The organism is Chryseobacterium sp. TB1-D10 (genome assembly GCF_059803555.1).
This window is the reverse complement of sequence record NZ_JAPFHB010000007.1, coordinates 1-19258: the sequence shown is the minus strand read 5'-3', so window position 1 is coordinate 19258 and position 19258 is coordinate 1. Positions and strand designations below refer to the sequence as shown.

The 19258-nt window shown below is 36.3% G+C and carries 21 protein-coding genes; 6 read left to right on the top strand and 15 right to left on the bottom strand.

The features are described from left to right. Positions 1-65: 65 nt before the first annotated feature. The 3 genes from OPU68_RS10530 to OPU68_RS10520 form a co-directional block, all read right to left on the bottom strand. A complete protein-coding gene (locus tag OPU68_RS10530; RefSeq protein ID WP_027382805.1) occupies positions 66-287 on the bottom strand; it encodes a DUF2795 domain-containing protein in 222 nt (73 codons plus the stop codon). A 118-nt stretch (positions 288-405) separates the two neighbouring features. Beyond that, positions 406-1437 (bottom strand): GDP-mannose 4,6-dehydratase, encoded by a 1032-nt coding sequence (locus OPU68_RS10525; RefSeq protein WP_498473943.1) that lies wholly within the window; start codon positions 1435-1437, stop codon positions 406-408. 85 nt (positions 1438-1522) lie between these two features. Further along, on the bottom strand, positions 1523-2332 hold the full coding sequence (locus tag OPU68_RS10520) for a T9SS type A sorting domain-containing protein (protein ID WP_498473942.1): 810 nt from the start codon (positions 2330-2332) through the stop codon (positions 1523-1525). A gap of 145 nt (positions 2333-2477) precedes the next feature. Here OPU68_RS10520 and OPU68_RS10515 point away from each other — a divergent pair, with 145 nt between their 5' ends. Beyond that, positions 2478-3269, top strand: coding sequence for a DUF2797 domain-containing protein (locus tag OPU68_RS10515; protein ID WP_498473941.1), 792 nt, complete (start codon positions 2478-2480; stop codon positions 3267-3269). Between the two features lie 43 nt (positions 3270-3312). Next, positions 3313-5319, top strand: a complete 2007-nt coding sequence (locus OPU68_RS10510) for an AsmA family protein (protein WP_498473940.1) — start codon at positions 3313-3315, stop codon at positions 5317-5319. 61 nt (positions 5320-5380) lie between these two features. On the opposite strand, the gene OPU68_RS10505 is transcribed toward OPU68_RS10510, so the two are convergent. The 6 genes from OPU68_RS10505 to OPU68_RS10480 all read right to left on the bottom strand — a co-directional run bounded on the left by OPU68_RS10505 (position 5381) and on the right by OPU68_RS10480 (position 8238). After that, a complete protein-coding gene (locus OPU68_RS10505; protein ID WP_498473939.1) occupies positions 5381-5725 on the bottom strand; it encodes a hypothetical protein in 345 nt (114 codons plus the stop codon). Between the two features lie 139 nt (positions 5726-5864). After that, positions 5865-6128: a hypothetical protein gene (locus tag OPU68_RS10500; protein ID WP_498473938.1), complete on the bottom strand. Its 264-nt coding sequence runs from the start codon at positions 6126-6128 to the stop codon at positions 5865-5867. Positions 6129-6225: 97 nt separating this feature from the next. Further along, on the bottom strand, positions 6226-6837 hold the full coding sequence (locus tag OPU68_RS10495; protein WP_498473937.1) for a hypothetical protein: 612 nt from the start codon (positions 6835-6837) through the stop codon (positions 6226-6228). Next, complete coding sequence (locus OPU68_RS10490; protein WP_498473936.1) at positions 6837-7214, bottom strand: hypothetical protein; 378 nt, start codon at positions 7212-7214, stop codon at positions 6837-6839. The genes OPU68_RS10495 and OPU68_RS10490 overlap by 1 nt, the downstream gene beginning before the upstream one ends. A 59-nt stretch (positions 7215-7273) precedes the next feature. After that, positions 7274-7864 (bottom strand): outer membrane beta-barrel protein, encoded by a 591-nt coding sequence (locus OPU68_RS10485; RefSeq protein ID WP_498473935.1) that lies wholly within the window; start codon positions 7862-7864, stop codon positions 7274-7276. Next, positions 7864-8238, bottom strand: a complete 375-nt coding sequence (locus tag OPU68_RS10480; RefSeq protein ID WP_498473934.1) for a hypothetical protein — start codon at positions 8236-8238, stop codon at positions 7864-7866. Before OPU68_RS10480 ends, OPU68_RS10485 begins: the two co-directional genes overlap by 1 nt. 151 nt (positions 8239-8389) lie before the next feature. Between OPU68_RS10480 and mfd the strand changes: the two genes are divergently transcribed. The 4 genes from mfd (at position 8390) to pth (ending at position 14270) form a co-directional block, all read left to right on the top strand. Further along, positions 8390-11740, top strand: a complete 3351-nt coding sequence (gene mfd / locus OPU68_RS10475; protein ID WP_498473933.1) for a transcription-repair coupling factor — start codon at positions 8390-8392, stop codon at positions 11738-11740. A 47-nt stretch (positions 11741-11787) separates the two neighbouring features. Further along, on the top strand, positions 11788-12723 hold the full coding sequence (locus tag OPU68_RS10470) for a hypothetical protein (protein ID WP_498473932.1): 936 nt from the start codon (positions 11788-11790) through the stop codon (positions 12721-12723). Between the two features lie 74 nt (positions 12724-12797). Beyond that, positions 12798-13703, top strand: a complete 906-nt coding sequence (locus OPU68_RS10465) for a hypothetical protein (protein WP_498473931.1) — start codon at positions 12798-12800, stop codon at positions 13701-13703. A 3-nt stretch (positions 13704-13706) separates the two neighbouring features. Further along, entirely contained in the window at positions 13707-14270 is a 564-nt protein-coding gene (gene pth / locus OPU68_RS10460; RefSeq protein ID WP_498473930.1) for an aminoacyl-tRNA hydrolase, read from the top strand. A gap of 9 nt (positions 14271-14279) precedes the next feature. On the opposite strand, the gene OPU68_RS10455 is transcribed toward pth, so the two are convergent. The 6 genes from OPU68_RS10455 to OPU68_RS10430 form a co-directional block, all read right to left on the bottom strand. Continuing rightward, complete coding sequence (locus OPU68_RS10455) at positions 14280-15110, bottom strand: T9SS type A sorting domain-containing protein (RefSeq protein ID WP_498473929.1); 831 nt, start codon at positions 15108-15110, stop codon at positions 14280-14282. 189 nt (positions 15111-15299) lie between these two features. Further along, positions 15300-15935, bottom strand: coding sequence for a carbonic anhydrase (locus tag OPU68_RS10450; RefSeq protein WP_498473928.1), 636 nt, complete (start codon positions 15933-15935; stop codon positions 15300-15302). An 89-nt stretch (positions 15936-16024) separates the two neighbouring features. Beyond that, positions 16025-17620: a SulP family inorganic anion transporter gene (locus tag OPU68_RS10445; protein WP_498473927.1), complete on the bottom strand. Its 1596-nt coding sequence runs from the start codon at positions 17618-17620 to the stop codon at positions 16025-16027. Between the two features lie 200 nt (positions 17621-17820). Continuing rightward, the gene (locus OPU68_RS10440) at positions 17821-18114 is read right to left on the bottom strand and encodes a hypothetical protein (RefSeq protein WP_498473926.1); all 294 of its coding nucleotides are present in this window, start codon (positions 18112-18114) and stop codon (positions 17821-17823) included. A gap of 9 nt (positions 18115-18123) precedes the next feature. Beyond that, positions 18124-18801, bottom strand: a complete 678-nt coding sequence (locus OPU68_RS10435; RefSeq protein WP_498473925.1) for a carbonic anhydrase — start codon at positions 18799-18801, stop codon at positions 18124-18126. A gap of 172 nt (positions 18802-18973) precedes the next feature. Further along, on the bottom strand, positions 18974-19258 hold a 285-nt coding region (locus tag OPU68_RS10430; protein ID WP_498473924.1), incomplete at its 5' end, for a DUF6266 family protein.

The window sequence follows — 19258 nt, the reverse complement described above, 5'->3', positions numbered from 1 at the left end:
GCTAATCGCATTAATAATTTTATTTTCAAAGGCTAACCGCAAAATGCCATCAGCCAAATGCTATCTTAGTATTCGTCTTCGTTCCAGAGGTAATCCTCGTCTGTAGGATAGTCACTCCAGATTTCGTCTATCGCGTCATAGATTTCTCCTTCGTCCTCGATGGCTTGTAGGTTTTCTACAACTTCCATAGGCGCTCCGGTTCTGATAGCGTAGTCAATCAATTCTGCCTTGGTCATCGGCCAAGGTGCATCGCTAAGGTAAGATGCTAATTCTAATGTCCAATACATAATTTAAATTTTTTGCAAAAGTAAAAAATTAGGTGATACTTTATACACTTTTCTACTGATTTTCAACAATATTTAAAAATTATTTTATTTAATATTTAAATTCGGTTGCATTCGTAGCTTAATACTGCGGATTTCCCAAAAACCATTCCACAAATTTTTTTATGCCATTTTGGAAGTTTGTACTTGGCGCATATCCAATCAATGTCTTTGCTTTGGTAATGTCAGCATTGGTTTTTTGCACATCGCCGGGCTGCATTGGCAACATTTTTCTGATTGCCTTTTTGCCTATTGTGGTTTCTAAGACTGATAGCATTTCGTAAAGCGTTACAACTTCACTTTCACCCAAATTTATGATTTCATAAACATTCTCATTCGTCTCAAGATATTTGATTGATTTCAAGATTCCATCAATAATATCATCAATGAATGTATAATCTCTTGCCGTAGAACCATCGCCATAGAAAGGGATTTCTTGATTTTCTGAAATCAGTTTCGTGAATTTGTGAATTGCCAGATCTGGTCTTTGTCTTGGACCGTAAACCGTGAAAAACCTTAGTTGAATGATGTCAATCTTATACAGGCTGTGATAAACATGACCTACAATTTCGCCACATTTTTTTGTCGCTGCGTAAGGCGAAATAGGATTGTCAACATTATCCGTTTCTGCAAACGGAATTTTCTCATTATTTCCATAAACGCTTGATGATGAAGCGCAAACGAATTTTTTTATTCCAAATTCCTTGCAAAGTTCCAAAAGATTCTGAGTTCCTCGGATGTTGACTTCTTCATATTCCAAAGGTCGCTCAATGGAAGGACGAACGCCTGCTAAAGCCGCTAAATGAATTACCAAATCAATCTTATGATTGCGGAAAATCTCTTCCAAGCCTTTCTTATTCCGAATATCCTGATAGTAAAGTTGATAATTATCTGATTTAGTTTGAGTTGCTAAATTTCGAATATCATTTTCTTTTTCTGTAAAATTAAATTCTGAATTTGAACCTAAAGATTCCAAAGTATTTTGAACTTTGATCTTATAATCATAAAAATTATCGAAGTTGTCAATATTAATGACAGAATGTCCATTTTTCAAAAGTTGCTCTACCAAATGAGAACCAATAAAGCCACTTCCGCCAGTGATAAGATAATTCATAACATCCATTGTCTTGCGAAGATAAGAATTAAACAAAAAAAGAATCTCTTAATTAGGAGATTCTTTTACAATTTGACTGATTATTTTATTTAATGATAAACTTTTTTGATTCAACGACTCCGTTTTCTTCGATGTTCATTACATAAGTTCCTTTTGCAAGCTGTGAAACATTTAATTCCTTTTCAGTACCTCTGCTTATTACAAGTCTTGCGGCAGAATCATAGACAGTTACTTTTTTAGTTTTATTACCTTCAGAAGTAATGCAGATCATACCATTGCTTACAACAGTTGGGTAAATATTGAAATGTCCTTTCTTCACATTACTTACAGCTAAAGTTCCACTCCCTGTTACTTTTACATCATCTACTCTGAAACCTACATTAGAATCTGCAGGATTGGAAAATCTGATAGAAAGCGTAGATGTGGAAGGAATTGTTCCAGTTGGGTTTACTACGAGCCATGTGGAAGTTCCTGCACCTGTAGGTCTTGTGTAAGTAAGCGGTGTCCAGTCTGTTCCATTAGAACTTACTTCAACTTTCAATTCGTTGCTGCTCGCATTTGTACCTTTTTGATGTCCGAAGGATAGAGCAAGATTTGTGTAATTTGACGTGTTGATTCCGCTAATGATAAGCGTTTTGATGGGTGTTCCGGAAGCAGTGGTTACTGCGCCAATAAAGACACACCCGCCTGCACTTGCACCAGCATAATCCGAAGGTGTGGATGTTCGTACATCTGCCGTCCCGGAATAGGTAATTGGAGAACTATTCTGATAACCTGTGTAAGCGGTTAATAGAGTTGTGGCTGAAGGTGTTCCGAAACTTTCTGAATAGATGGTTGTCTGAGAATAAGCAAACGTTGCTACTAGGAAAGTCAGTAATGCGTAAATATTTTTCATAAAAATGTTTTTAATTGGTGCAAATTTATCATTTTAAATTAAATTGCCAATTATCAAAAGTTTATTTCAAACAATTAATCCATGTCTGATTTAAAAATTGATTAATAATGTTTACTTTTAATCCCAATTTCAAATCCACTACAAAATGCAGTTTACCGGACAAATCCTGAAAATGATTTCTCAAAATGGAAAACCAATCCAATATTATCTAAACCTGAATGGCGACCTCATCAATATGAATCAGCTTTTTGGTAAGAATCTAAACATCAGACACGTTGGCTACGAATGTGTGAACTGTGGCCGCGATGAGAAAATCTACCGAATGGGTTTCTGCAAAAAATGTTTTTTCGAAAGTCCGTATGCGAGTGACACAATCATCCGTCCGGAATTGTCCACAGCGCATCTTGGCGTTGGAGAAAGAGATTTGGAAGTGGAGAAACAAATCCAACTGGTTCCGCATATTGTTTATCTGGCTTACACGGGCGATGTGAAAGTTGGTGTAACGAGGGAAACACAAATTCCGACAAGATGGATAGATCAGGGAGCAACTTTCGCCTTGCCGATTGCCATTACCGAAAACCGCTACGAAGCAGGAATGATAGAGGTGGAACTCAAAAAACACATTGCCGACAAAACCAATCCGAAGAAAATGCTTCTGGATGATTATGAAGATACACTAGATCTGATCGACTTCCGAAACAAGATTGCAGACTATTTCCCCAACGATTTCAAAAAGTTTGCTGTAAGCGATGACAATATCATCAAACTAGATTTTCCTTATGAAAAACCGGAGAAGATCAATGTTTTCACGCTGGACAAAAAACCGGAATTCAATGGGGTTTTGAAGGGAATCAAAGGGCAATATCTTGCTTTTGAAGGTGATGATTTCATTAATGTAAGAGGACACGAAGGTTATGTGGTGGAGTTGACAGTGTAAAGTTGGAACGGTTTTTAGTAATCAATTAGTTAGAAAAAATTAGATGAAAAAAACTTTAAAAGTTACCGGAATTATTATCGGAAGTGTCTTGCTTCTCATATTAATAGTGAATGTCGGATTCAGCCTTTGGCTCAAGTATCAACTTCCGGATTATATCAAAAATAAAACACCTTACGCAATTACTTATAAAACGTTGAATGTCGAAATTCTCAGCGGAAGTATTTCGGCAAATAATGTTCTAATTAAATCCAAAAATCCGAAAGACAAAAATGTCTTAGCTATCGATGGATTTATAAGTGATTTGAACATCAGTAGATTAGGAATTATAGATTTAATTAAAAATAATCAGATCAATACCAATTCTGTAACGCTAACTAATCCCAGACTTAAGATTGCATTGGCAAATCCGAAAACGGTGGATTCAGTCAAAAAGAAAATGCCTTTTCTCATCAGAAATGTCGATATTATTAAGGGAAACATCGAAGTTATTAAACCAGACCATTCAAAAGTTTTCGCCGCGAAGAATCTGAATCTTGAAATCAAAAACCTAAGTCTGAACGATAATCCGGAGGAATTACCTTTTGCCCTTGATAGCTACAAAATCACAGCAAAAGATTTCTTCGCCAGAATCAATGATGTTTATACGATTAATTCTTCGGATATTAAAACCAATAATGGCCAATTGGAAATCAATGATTTTGAATTGAAATCTGTTTTGGATTTTAAAGATTGGGAAAAGAGTTTTACAAAGCAGAAAAGTCTTTTCAGTATTAAAAGCAAGAAAATTTCTTTCACTGATTTGGTTTTCGATAAGACCAAATTGAATCTAAAAAATGCGCAGTTTATTGATCCGGAATTCGTGATCCAAAATCGTGATCAGAAAATTATCAAAGCAAATCTTAAGAAAAAAGGAATCGATTTCAATTTCAGCAATATTGATATTAAAAATGGAAAATTATCAATGTTAAAATTGAATGGCGAAAAATCACTTTCTCTAGCGAAATTTGACGCAAATATGAAAGATTTGGTAATGAATGAGGAAACTTCGAAAAACAAACTGCCTTTCAAATTCACTGATTATAAAATTGTTGGAAACACATTTTTTTACGATTCGGGGAAATATTACAATCTCAGTTTGTCAAGCTTCAATATGTCTTCGCAATTAATTGATTTGGTGAATTTTAAACTGATTCCAAAAATGTCGCGTGCCGAGTTTGTGAGAACAATTCCGATGGAAGATGATCAGTTTAATATCTCGGCAAACAGAATTCTACTCTCCGGCGTCGATTGGACTTTTGAAAAAGAACTCGACCTTCATTTGAAATCCGCGAAACTTCATAATGTAGACGCTAATATTTTCCGAAGCAAAATCCCGAAGGATAATCCAAAAGAAAAATTGCTCTATTCCAAAGTTCTCAGAAATATAAAATTCCCTTTAATTGTTGATAATCTGGATCTTGTAAACTCCAAATTGGTCTATGAAGAAGACAAGCCGGACAATAATGGGCCTGGAAAAGTTTTTTTCACCAATTTTAATATGAATGTCAAAAATCTAAATTCCAATAAAAAGAAAGGCGCCAATACGAAAGTTCCGATTGTCATCAATTGCAAATTTATGGGCGTTTCTCCGATGAAAGTCAATTGGAACTTTGATACCTCGGATCTTCGGGATAATTTCACAATTGGCGGTTACATTAATGATCTGCCGGCAAACGACATCAATCCATTCATCAAACCTTATATGAATATCACTGCGACCGGAACTATTACAAGTCTCAATTATAATTTCAAAGGAAATAATGATATTATGAATGGAAAATTCAAGATCACACACAAAGATCTGAAAGTGAATTTGCTGGATAAAGACACCAAAGAAAAAAAGAAATTCCTGTCCGGTGTTGCGAATCTTCTAGTGAAAAAGGATTCTCAGAAATTCCCGGAATCTGTGGACATCTATGTTGAGAGAAATAAAGAAAGATCGTTCTTTAACTTCTATTGGAAAGGAATTGAAGATGGTTTGAAGAAAACTTTACTTATTATCAAGATTTAAAAAAATAAAACCTTGTCTGTTAAAAGACAAGGTTTCTATAAAAAACTAAAAAAGTAATTTTTTAGAAATCATATTCTTCTTTAATTTCTTCTTCGGGAATGCTTTTCAGAAATTCATCAAATTCAGGACCGTCATAATTGCTGTTTGCCCCGTAAGAGTCTATTATCATTGCTTTATTATCATAATGGTCTGTCACAAGATACAACGCAACATTATCACCGGGATCACTTGCACCCTCGAATCTGTAGGTTTTGATTATCTTCAAATCACTTGGTTGATATGATTTTTCCGTACCATTGATGACAAACTTTTTCTCATCGGTCATTCGTAATTCTTCGGTTATTCCTTTTTTTCTCAAATTTTCCATGACTTGAGAAAGTGTAAGCATTGGTTTTGGATTACTCATAGCAGATTATTTTTAGATTGGTCATAATTTATAATCAAATCGTGAACCAAAAAAAAGACTTTACAAAATTTGCAAAGTCTTAAAAAAATAAAAGTTATGAAAAATTAAATTATCCTTCTCTTAAAAAGAGCGAGATAAATTACTTGTTAGCCTTATATCGCTTGTCTGGCGTTCCGTCCTTTTTCAGGGTTTTGGCGGCTTTATATCGTTTGTCCGGCGTGCCGTCTTTTTTCATTTTTACAGTTGCTGCGGTTGCTGTTTTTTCAATTTTTGCTTCGCCTTTTTTCGCCTGTGTTTCAGTTTTCTGAGTTGTTTTTTTTGCTACCGTTGCAGCTGGTGTAGCTTGCGCTGTTACCATTCCTAGCCCGAAAGTGAGCAGTAATGTTGTCAATAGATTTTTCATGTCTGTGATGTTTTGGTTTAACAAATTTATAGTAATAATTGATTAAAAATGAGAAATATAAAACTTTAACCAGAAATTATAATAGCTTAAAATCTCCTTAAAAATTGAATCGGTAAGCAAGGCTGATGTTCAGTAATGTCGCTTTAGAATAATATTTTTCAATATCCGGATTTTGATTTCCGATTTTGGCATTGTAGAAATTGAGCTTTGCACCAAAAACAACTTCCTGAACGCCTTCTACATCCAGAACATAAATCGCTTTGCCTCCCAAATTAAGTCCGCCACTGCCTTCTGAAAATTTTCCAGAATTATCCAGGTATGGACTTTTGATCCGGTAAGTGCTGTAACCCAGAATTTCTTCTACGAAAAAATCTTCCGTGATTTTATCTTTATGAAAAACATACCAGTCAAAATTATTCATTGACGGTGCACCGAGATAACCAAACCTGTCACGGTCTTTTACAGTTGCGAGAAAATATGTGTATTCTACACCCAAACCAAAATTCTTGTAAAGATTGGTATTGAGTCCAATTCCAAAACCGTAGAAATATCCAAAAGCATCGCTCAAGAAATTGTTACCCATCGATGTCATTACCTTCAAGTGCGGATCTACAGAGAACCTTACTTGTTCTGTCCAATCCTGTTTTCTCCGCTGCGCAGAAACCGAAATCGAAAAAACGACAATGAAAAATAAAATAGATCTCTTCATCATTTCAAAGTAATGTCATTAAAGATAACATAAGTCACACCGTTTGGAATCTCTATACTGAGGGAATCTGGAGAAATTTTGCAACCCACGGTTTCGGTAGAAAAAGATTTGATTTTAAAACTTTTCAGCTGAAGTTTGTAAGCGCCTTTGTCATAAGGTCCGGCCAAGACAAAACTTCCGCTTTCTTTTGCAAAAGATTCTGCAATGATTTTTTTATCAACCACAAGATGAATTGGCTCTCCTAATAATTTGGCATCAGAAAAAGTAAATTTTCCCTCCACATAAGCACGGAAAATATTGGCATCGTCATCCTTGCATTGTGTGAAAAGAACGCACATCCAACCAATAACGGATAATATTTTAAATGAAAACTTCAAAGTTTTATTTATTAAAGAACGTAAAGTTAATTAATTATAATATTTATTACCGAAATTATTTAGTTCAAATAGATTCTTACGCCAACATTGATATTTAGCAAAGCCGCTCTGGAATAATATCTGTCAATGTTCTTCTCCTCAAATTTGACCAAGGAGTCAAAAAAATATAGTTTTGGAGAGGCATAGATTTCTACAATTTTAGCCTTCGGAAAATGATAAGAAAGCTCCGTTCCAAAGAAAAAAGCACTGGCATTTTCTGTATAAGTATTAGACCAATTGCTGGATTGACTTGTGAGTGCCATCAAGCTATACCCAACTTGTCCTTGGACACCTAAAGAATTGGTAAACGGATATTTGTAAATATAATACGCGCCTATATTCGTAAGTCGTGGACTGTCAAGTTCGCCATAGATGCTTTTGTTTTTCACATCAGAAAAGGACCGGTTGAGTTCTATTCCAAATCCCATATTGTTTCGGAAAATGGTTTGAAAGGTAAGGCCAACGCCAGCAAAACTTTCGACGCCATCTTTCAGGTAATTATTGCCCATCGGGAAAATACCTACGCCGTTCACGCCCAAAGTGCATTTTGCTTTTTGAGCAAATGAAAACACGCAGAATGAAAATGCGGTTAATAATATAATTTTTCTCATTATTCAATTGTAATGTTAGAAAATTTAACATAATTTCTATCTTCCGGTAAGATGATGGACAGTGAATCGTTGCGCAAAACACAACCCTGACGGTCTGCAGAGAAACTGAGGATTTTTTTGTTTAAGACCAATTCCGTCTCATCGGTTGCGTCTGGTCCGCCTAATCTGAAAGAGCCATCGTTTCCGGTATTGGTTTTTGAAAGAACATAATAGGAGTTTTCCAAACTGACGGCAACATTGTCGACAGATTGATTCTGAGAAGTGATTTTCCCCTCTACATAGATTCTGGAATTGTCTACATAATCCTGGCCGCAGCTGATAGCTGTCAACAGTAGGACGAGAGTTGAGGAACCAATAATAAATTTTGATTTCATGGTTTAATTTTTGACTAAATTAATGTTTAATTTTTCATCCTCAAAATCACGGAGATGAATTATTATTGAATATTAAATTTCGTAATTTTGCAAAGAATTACGATTCCGGGAACTAGCTCGGAATCGTTTTCCTGTTTACATATATTTCAGAATGGAATTAAAAAAAATCAATGAAAATCTGCTTCCCGATTTGCTCAAGAAAGAGTTTGGAAGTGAGATATTTTCACAATTAGATAGCAATCAACATATTTCTGTAAAAGGAACTGCGGGTTCAGCGGTTTCTATCTTCACGGCAGAATTGTTTTTGACACACAAAAAAAATATTCTTTTCATTATTGATGATAAGGAAGATGCGCTGTATGTCAATTCGGAAATGGAAGATTTATTGGGAAAAGAAAACGTGCTTTATTTCCCGGCAACACATCTGGAACCTTATCAAGTCGAGAAAACGCAGAATGCCAATTTGGTTTTGAGGACGGAAGTTATTAATAAAATTAATTCCGGCAAATCTCCGAAAGTCATCGTTGCTTTTGTTGGCGCATTGTCCGAAAAAGTGTTGAAGAAAGAAGACTTCAAGGCTATTTCTCATCAGATCAAAGTTGGCGACCAATTGGATTTTGATTTTGTGGATGAGTTGCTGAATCATTACCAATTCAATCAAACCGATTTTGTTTCCGAGCCTGGAGAATTCTCTGTCCGAGGTGGAATTGTGGATGTTTTTTCTTTCTCTAATGAAAAACCTTTCCGGATCACATTTTTCGGAAACGAGGTAGAAAGCATCAAAACCTTTGATATAGAATCTCAGCTTTCATTAGACAAAATCACTGAATTTCAGTTGGTTTCCAATATGAATTTTTCGGTTTCCGGGAACAAAGTTTCATTCTTCGAATTGCTTTCTAATGACAGTTTAATTGTTTCAAAGAACCTGTTTCTTGGTGTGAAAAAAGTCAAGAGTTTCTATGAGAAATCGTTTGAGAAGTTCGAAACTTTAAGCAAAGAAATCAGCCATAGAAAACCCGAAGAATTATTCATTTCTGAAAACGAATTCCAGAATAAACTGATCAAATTCAAAACGATTGATTTCAGTTCGCAACCTTTTGTACTTCCAAAAAATAAAAATCTGGAACTCAACCAAACGCAACAGCCAAGTTTTCACAAGAATTTCGAATTGTTGATTGATGACCTTAAGGAAAAACAAATTCTCGGTTTTGATACGTGGATCTCTTTCTCATCGGAAAAGCAAAGGGAAAGATTGCAATCGATCTTTGAAGAATTGGGACATCAGATTCCATTTAAAAGTTTCAAATCCGAACTTCATCAAGGATTTGTGGATCTTGATCATAAAATTTTGGTTTATACGGATCATCAGATTTTTGACCGTTATCAGCGTTACAAATCCAAAGATACGTTTGCGAAATCCGAACAGCTGACTTTAAAGGACTTGATGTCTTTAAAAATCGGCGATTACATTGCTCATATCGATCACGGGATTGGAAAATTTATGGGCTTGGTGAAGGTCAATAATGATGGGAAAATCCAGGAATGTTTCAAACTGACTTATAAAAATGGTGATCTGCTTTATGTGAGTATCCATTCTCTTCATAAAATTTCAAAATACAACGGACCAGACGGAAAGGAAATTGTCCTCAGCAAACTCGGTTCGCCAGCATGGAAATCCTTAAAACAAAAAACAAAAGCAAGAGTCAAGCAGATCGCATTTGATTTGATCAAGCTTTATGCGCAACGAAAAACCGCGAAAGGCTTCCAATATTCACCGGATTCTTATCTTCAAAATGAGTTGGAAGCGAGTTTCCTCTACGAAGACACGCCGGATCAAGAAAAAGCGACTTTTGATGTGAAGCGCGATATGGAAGACGAAGGCGTGATGGACCGTTTGATCTGTGGTGATGTAGGTTTCGGGAAAACGGAGATTGCGATTCGTGCGGCCTTCAAAGCGGCGACGGACAGCAAGCAAGTGGCGATTTTGGTTCCGACGACGATTCTGGCTTTCCAGCATTACAGAAGTTTTAAAGAAAGATTGAAAGATTTTCCGGTTAATATTTCTTACTTGAATAGATTCAGAACGGCGAAACAGAAATCCGAAACTTTAGCCGGATTGAAAGATGGAAAAGTGGATATCGTGATTGGAACGCACCAATTGGCTTCGGAGAAAGTGAAATTCAAGAACTTAGGTTTATTGATTATTGATGAAGAACACAAATTCGGCGTTTCTGTAAAAGATAAACTGAAGACGATGAAAACCAATGTAGATACACTGACATTGACTGCAACCCCTATTCCAAGGACTTTGCAATTTTCATTGATGGCTGCACGAGATCTTTCGGTCATCAAAACACCACCACCAAATCGTCAGCCGGTTGACACGAGTATCATCGGTTTCAGTGAGGAAATTATTCGTGATGCGGTTTCATATGAACTTCAGCGTGACGGACAGGTTTATTTCATTAATAATAGAATTGAAAACCTGAAAGATATTGCAGGATTGATTCAGCGTTTGGTTCCGGATGCGAAAGTTGTGATTGGTCACGGACAGATGGAAGGCAAACAATTGGAGCAAAATGTCCTTGATTTTATGGATGGAAAATATGACGTTCTGGTCGCTACTACCATCATAGAAAGTGGTGTTGACGTTCCGAATGCGAATACGATTTTCATTAATGATGCTCACCGATTTGGAATGGCAGATGTTCACCAGATGCGTGGACGAGTTGGACGAAGCAACAGAAAAGCGTTTTGTTATCTCATCACACCGCCGTTTGATATGATGACTTCCGATGCGAGAAAAAGATTGGAGGCAATTGAGCAATTTTCTGACCTTGGAAGTGGATTCCAGATTGCGATGAAGGATCTGGAAATCCGTGGTGCGGGCGATTTGTTGGGAGCAGAACAAAGTGGTTTCATCAACGAAATGGGATTTGAAACGTATCAGAAAATGATGCAGGAGGCTTTGGAAGAATTGAAAGATGATGAGGATTTTGAAGACCTTTTTGAAAATGAGGAAGATCGTCAGAAATTATTTAAATCTAATAAAGAAGTCAATATTGATACAGATTTGGAGTTGATGCTTCCGGATCATTATGTGAGTTCGACTGAGGAAAGATTGTCATTATATCAAAAATTAGCTGAAATCAATAATGCAATTGACCTTGCAAACTTCGAAAATGAATTGAAAGATAGATTCGGAGAATTGCCTGATGAAGCGATTAATCTATTGAAATCTGTAGAATTGAAATGGCTGGCTGCGGAAATTGGTTTTGAGAAATTAGTAGTAAAGAACAGAGTATTTCTCGGTTACTTCCCGGCAAATCCTCAGGACAAATTCTATCAAAGTGATAAATTCAAAAAAATAATTGCTTACCTCACACAAAATCCGAAAGAAGCTACGTTAAAAGAAAAGAACAACCAGCTGATGATGCGGAAAGATAACGTGAAAAATGTGGATGAGGTGAATCTGGTTTTGAATCGAATTTTAAATCATTAATGAACAAATATTTTAATAAAAATAAATTTATTCTATTGCTATTCCTAATGATAGCAGCTTTTTGCGATGCTCAGATTCTGAAATACCATTATGACAAAGAGATGACTTTTCTGAGTGAGGATGATAGTTTGAGCGGCGTCTCGATAAGATTTAATTCTAAAGACAAGAGCGTTCCTGTTTATTCCATTGATTTTAATTCTCAAAAAAGATTCATTAGAAATACCATCAATTTCTACTACGCTTACCGGAAAAACATGTACCGGATGGATGGCGTCCTTTACAACAAAAAATATGTGGCTGCCAGTGGATTTACAACCTACAGCGCAGAATCTCCGATCCGGACTTTCAAAAAAGCTTCGGATACTTTGTACGATTACAGAACCTTTAAAGATCTTGAAAAACGGATTGCAACAGACAAAGACGGAATCAGAATAGAAATATTCGTCGCCAATCTGAAAGACCAAATCGATTATTCCGAACCGGCGCTTTTTTATCTTTCGCAACATTATGGTATTTCGCCAGGTTTGGGAAAAGGAGAAGTTGTAGTTTATGCCAATTATATTTTTAATAAAAATAACAGCGCTGCCAGTTTTGCAACATTGAAAGACATTAATGAAGATATTTATTTTAATAAAGAACAGATAGAATATTTGATTGATGATAAATACAAAGATTTTTATAAAAAGGTAGAGACGGATGAAATGCCGATGTATTGCTCCGTAACATCATTAGGTAAAAATGTGGATGAAAGGACAACTGAAGAAATCAATGATCTTCTAGGAAATGTCTGCGAATATTATACTTTGTGGCGAAAGTATGAAACCAATGACGGATTCAAAAAATATTATGATTCTGAAGTCAAAAGAAGAACAGATATCTACAAGAGAAACGGAAATCTAACCGAAAAACAACTGAAGATTTACATTGAAGAAGTTAGCAAACTTAAAAACCAGAATTCTGTAGAGAATTTTGATTATAAGTAGCTGATCTTCATTTAAAAATTTGAAATCCCAAAATTTATTTTAAAAAGTTAACTTTGCAAATAGAAAATCAAACAATGAAAAACTTACTATATTATTTCTCACTCATCTTCGGAATATTGATGCTGTCATCTTGTGTTCCGAATCAGGACGCAAACGGTGACTTTTTGCAAGGTGTAGATTATGATCCGACTACTACAATTCCCGGAACTGGGGAACCAGGAAACACTCCCAGCAAATTACTGAAAAAAGTAACAATAGATGATGAAGGCGATGTTTTGGTATACAACTATACCTATAATGCCGATAAAAAATTAACTGGTGTAGCAACAGACGATGGCAGTATTAAAATAAATATTACTTATCAGCCTTCCGGTAATATCTTAAAAGTTATCAGAACAGAAAATAATCTGGGAACTATTAGTACGGAAGAAATCGTTCCGGTTTATACTAATAATCAAATCACTAAACTGAATGTGACACATACGGAAAGCGGTGGTTCTATAAAAAGTATTGCCAACCTTACCTATGCTTCCAACGGATGGCCTTCTGTGATAAAAGAAGATATATATAATGAGGCTAACACCGGCATAGTTGCCAACTTTGTATCCAACCTTTCTTACACAGGAAATAACATTTCAAAATGGCATTTCAAATCTTCGATGGATCTTGGATTACCTGTACCGGTATTTGATTTTTTACAGGAAATCGAATTGACTGTCAATCTTTCGAACTACGATAATAAGATCAATCCGTATAACTTGTTACCAAAAGATTTTTTGATCTCGACAATTCATGCAGAGGCTGATGCCAGCAGTATTACAGGATTTGCGAAAAATAATTCTGCAACTGTGAATGTTATATTTAATCTGGGAGGTACAAATATGGAAGACACTCAAACGGCAACTTATATCTACGACAAAGATGGCTACCCGACTTCTGTCTCTACCACTTACGTCCTAACAAAATTTGAATACCAATAATTAATGAAATATCTTATTGTCGGCATCGGCAACAAAGGAGAAGAGTACGCAGAAACCCGACACAACATCGGTTTCAAGGTGGCTGAAAAGATTGCCGAGAAGATAGAAGCACCTTTCAAATCTTCTAACTTTGGGCTTTTGGCAGAAGGTAAATACAAAGGCAGAAAAGTCTTCGTTCTGAAGCCGGATACTTACGTTAATCTTTCCGGAAACGCGGTCAAATTCTGGATGCAGAAAGAAAACATTCCATTGGAAAATATTTTAATCATTACAGATGATTTGGCTTTGCCCTTTGGTTCATTAAGAATGAAAATGAAGGGAAGCCACGGCGGACACAACGGACTTAGAAATATCGAAGCCGTTCTTAATACCAATCTTTATACTAGACTTCGTTTCGGCATCGCAGCCGAGTTCAAAGAAGGTCAGCAGGTAGATTATGTTTTGGGGCAATGGAATGAGGCTGAAAAAGAAAAACTTTCCGAAAGAATCGAAAAGTTTTCTCAAGCCGCTTTATCGTTTGTATTTGCAGGCATTCAAAATACAATGACAGGTTTCAATGGGAAGTAACTTCCGCAATTATTCTTTTATAAATTTGTTGATGTACGAAGCATTTTTAGTATTTATTTTAATATAATATATCCCGGAGTTTAAACCTTCAACATCTACTTCATTATTATTTAATTTAATATCACATTTCCTGCCAGATACATCTATTACTTCTACGCTTTGTACTGTTTCGTTTTTCAAATCGATTTTAATGAAACGCTTAGCCGGATTAGGGAAAATAACAGTTTTATTTTTGTAAACCACATCACTTACAGACATTGTAAAATTATAATTTACTATTTCATCTACTACCAAAGCGTTTTGATTTTGACTGTTGTAGTGGCGGAAGTACAATTTCACTTCCTGCCCTATATTATCCCAATTCCAGTGTTCTACAAAAACTGATTTGGACGTCGTTCCAGAAGTTAAAGTCTCAAAAAAGATTGGTGTTTCTGTTCCGGTAAATGTTTGATTGGCTGGCAAAAGATATACTGCATATGTCTCTGAAAATTTTACCGGATCAGAAGCCGATATTCTAAATGAAATGCCCAATAATGCATTAGCATTTTTAATACGAGGAGCCTCATATATAAATGTTGGCGAAACCAAAACATTATCCGGATTTAATGGCTGGTTATTAACACTGTCATAAGAATCGGAGACATAGACATAACCATTGAATCCCAGACCCGAAGTCCAGTTCTGCGAAGAGGTGAGCTTCCAAGTCTTGCCGTCGCCGTCCAAATCTAATTTGGACCAACGAACTGAATTGATTTCAGTCTCAAAATTTTCGTTAAGACCATAGTTTTGTGCAGATGTAATTCCAAAGAATAAAATAGAAATGGGTAGAAGTTTTTTCATAGCTTTTTCTTCAAATATAATCAAAAAAAACTACTTATACTTGCGATCATTACATTAAATGCAAGTTTCAGATGACATAACGTAAATTTTTACAATTTTTTTGGCGTATAACCTGAATACAAATAAGTAAGCCGGATAAATAAATTACCCGGCCTACGAACCTAATTAATTGTATGAAAAAAAGATGTTTTATATCCAGGTCACGACGCCAGTCTCTACATCGTAGTTAGCGCCAACGATTTTGATTTTGCCTTCGTCCTCAAGCTTTTTAAGTGTTGAGCTTTGGCTTCGGATCTCGTCCAGAGCATTTCTTACATTGCTTTGGTTTAGTCTTTCCAGAAGATCTTCGTTTTTAGATGAACGTTCCTCACCTTCATGAATAATATCCTTGATGATGTGATCAAAATGTCCAATCAAATGATTCAGATTATCCATCCCAAGACCTTCGATTGCTGCTGCGTCCAATCCGCCTTTTAACGCGCCACATTTTGTGTGACCCAGGACTACAACCAGTTTGGAACCTGCCACATTACAGCCAAATTCCATAGAACCCAGAATATCCTGATTCACAAAGTTACCGGCGATTCTCACACTGAAAATATCGCCCAAACCTTGATCGAAAATTAATTCTGCAGATGTACGGCTGTCTATACAACTCAAAATCACTGCAAATGGCCATTGTCCTGCACGCGTGTCATTTACCTGAGCCAGTAGATCTCTGTTTGCCTTCAGATTATTTACAAATCTTTGGTTACCTTCTTTCAGGATATCTAATGCTTTTTCAGGTGTAATGGTCGTTTGTGTTTCAAATGTATGTGCTTTCATATTTTTTATTTAAAAATTAAAAATTGTGTTTATTGTTAAAGTAAATTTAATTATTCCAATCAAGTTTTTTTGAACTTGCTGAGCTAAAATCACATCGCTCTTTTGTGAGTAATCACTACGTGCGAATCTTCGTCACTTGCATAGTCTCTGTAAGACGTTTTGAAGCCAATCAGTTCCACTTCTATGTCTTCTTCCTTCGCTCTTACATTGGCAAAATCTTGGATCATCTCCAGAACATCGGTCGTGATATAAGAGGTTGTTTTTGCATCAATGATAACTTTTGAGCCTGATTTTACGTTTTTCAAGGTTTTCTTGATGGCTGCTTTATTCAGGAAAGAAACCTCCTCTGCCAGTTTTATCGTGATCTCGTCTGCATCATCCAGGGTTTCTTTGCTGAGGTAATAAGCTCTTTTCATATTTCCCTGAAGGATATAGAAAATAGAAATCAGTAATCCGATTCCCACACCTTTTAATAAATCTGTGCCTACTACAGCTACCACTGTTGCTACGAAAGGGATGAATTGATATTTCCCATTGTGCCAAAAATGTTTGAAAGTGGCTGGTTTTGCCAACTTATACCCAACTAAAATTAAAACAGCGGCCAGAGTTGCCAATGGAATTAGATTTAATATAAAAGGAATCGTCAAGACACATATTAGCAGTAGAACACCATGAATGATTGCAGATAGTTTGGATGTTGCACCAGCGTTGGCATTGGCAGAACTTCTTACTACAACAGAAGTCATTGGCAATCCTCCGATGAAAGAGCTGATAAGGTTTCCAATTCCCTGAGCTTTTAATTCAAGGTTGGTATCAGTTATTCTGCGTCTTACGTCCAGTCTGTCAGAAGCTTCTATACAAAGTAGTGTTTCTATTGACGCGACAATAGCAATGGTTGCACCAGCAATCCAGACTTTAGGATTTGTAAAGCCATTGAAATCCGGAAACGTGATCAGATTTTTAAAATCTTCCAATGATGATGGCGTAGGCAATGTAACAAGGTGCTTATCGGAGATGGCTAATGAACTTCCTGTGAATTTAAAAAATTCATTAAGCAGAATTCCTGCTATTACCGCTACCAAGGCTCCTGGCAGAAGTTTGAGTCTCTTAAGAACAGTCACGTGATCCCAAGCCAATAATATACCTACAGAAACCAGTGTTACCACAATTGCTCCGGGATTTATAGCACCAAACAATTCTGAGAAGTATCCGAAATTAAGGCCTTTGTCGAAAATAGATTCGTGCCCTTCATAATCGCTGTCAAAACCCAAGGCGTGCGGGATTTGTTTTAAAATAATAATGATCCCAATCCCGGCAAGCATGCCTTCGATAACATTATTCGGGAAATAATTCGAGATACTTCCTGCCCGGACAAATCCTAGAATTAACTGTAAAACCCCGGCTATAATTCCCGCACAGAGAAACAGCTCGAATGCGCCAAGATCTGTAATAGCAACCAATACGATTGCCGTCAAACCTGCTGCAGGACCGGAAACTGATACATTGGAATTACTGATAAGTCCGACTACAATGCCTCCAACAATACCCGCAATGACGCCGGAAAGTGGTGGCGCTCCTGAAGCTAAGGCGATCCCAAGACAAAGTGGCAATGCCACAAGAAAAACGACTAGACCGGAAGGAAAATTTTCTTTGATCCCTCCAATCAAAGATTTTGATTTTTGCATAATAGTATAGCAGAAGTCACTGATAATTAGCTCCCAGCAGTTAGCTTTTTGCTAATGGCCCGAATGAAGTACTTTAAAATATAAGTACTTGCTAGTATCAATTATTCTAAAAAATGTTGATTGACTTAATACCGAACAGAGCCTGCTGTAAATAGAACAGCAAACTAAAAACTTACGTTTGTAGAAAAACGCAGTATAAATTAAGCTTCCGGAGGAGGAGAGAAAATACTGAGAAAAGGGGAAAAGTAAATGTTGACTTCCCAGTTCACTGCTGTATTTTTTTGAGGAACAGATTCATAAAATTTCAAAAAATCATGAATGTCCAAAGTTTTAGGAATATTCTTTTCTGATAAGACAAAAGTGTTGGCGTGGGTTTCTTCTTCGTTCACGATAACATTGGTTCTCGGCAGTTCCCAACCGAACAATGCGGCTACTCCTGGAAGTGCCGTAAAGTTGAGAAAAATCGTTAATGTTACTATGCTCCAAAACTTCATATATCAATCTTAACTCAGATTTTTGTTGTTCTTTTTGCTCATTACCCAATCAGAATCTGTCAGGTTATAAATTTTCTGGATGTCTTTCAAAATCTTCTCAAAATCGATTTCCAGATCTATAATCTTCCCGGTTCTAAGATCAAACACCCAACCATGAACAATCGGATATTCTTCCAAAATATAACGTTCCTGCACGCAGGCCATTTTTATTACATTGATGCATTGCTCCTGAACATTCAGTTCCACAAGACGATCGTATTTTTTATCTTCATCTATCGAGTCTAATTCCTCCTGATGAAGTCTGTAAACATCTCTTATATTTCTCAGCCAAGGATTCAAAAGTCCAAGATCCTGAGACGTCATTGCTGCTTTTACGCCACCACAATTATAATGTCCGCAAACAATAATATGTTTCACTTTCAGATGTTCAACTGCATATTGAATCACTGCTGTAGAACTCATATCCAGTGTGTTGACTACATTGGCAATGTTTCTGTGAACAAAAACTTCGCCTGGTCCTACACCCATCAACTCCTCTGCTGTTGCCCGACTGTCCGAACATCCTATGTAAAGATAATCCGGATGCTGCGTTTTCGCCAGTTTATGAAAATAGTTGGGATCGGCTTTTAATTTGCCTTCGACCCATTTCTTATTATTTTCGAAAATACCTTCGTAAGAGTTTGTCATAATAATAAAATTTAAAGCTTTATAATTATTAGTTTAACTAAAGTTATTTTCAAAAATTGATAGACTGAATCAATAACAATACAAAAATATGTTATAAAAATTTAAAATAACAAGTTTTTAACAAAGTTTAATATTAAAAGCAGCCGGAAGAAAATCTTCCGGCTGACTGTTGTTATGAGATGCTTCCTGCATACTGAGAATTGGAAGCCAGCATTGCGTCTGCAGATCGGAATGCGATCCAGGCGTGAAGCGTCTTATTCCGGAAATTGACCGGAAGATTTACGGTGTAAGAACCGTCTGATCGTTTAGCTGCATTTTCTACAAAATAAGACTGGTTTTCGGTTTCTGCAGAGATAAGGATCTGAACGAGGTCATTTTCCCTTTCGGCATTGCCTCCAGCGTTGTCCTGCCAGGAGATTTCCAAAGATTCAGATGAAGCCAGATTCAGGTTTAACGG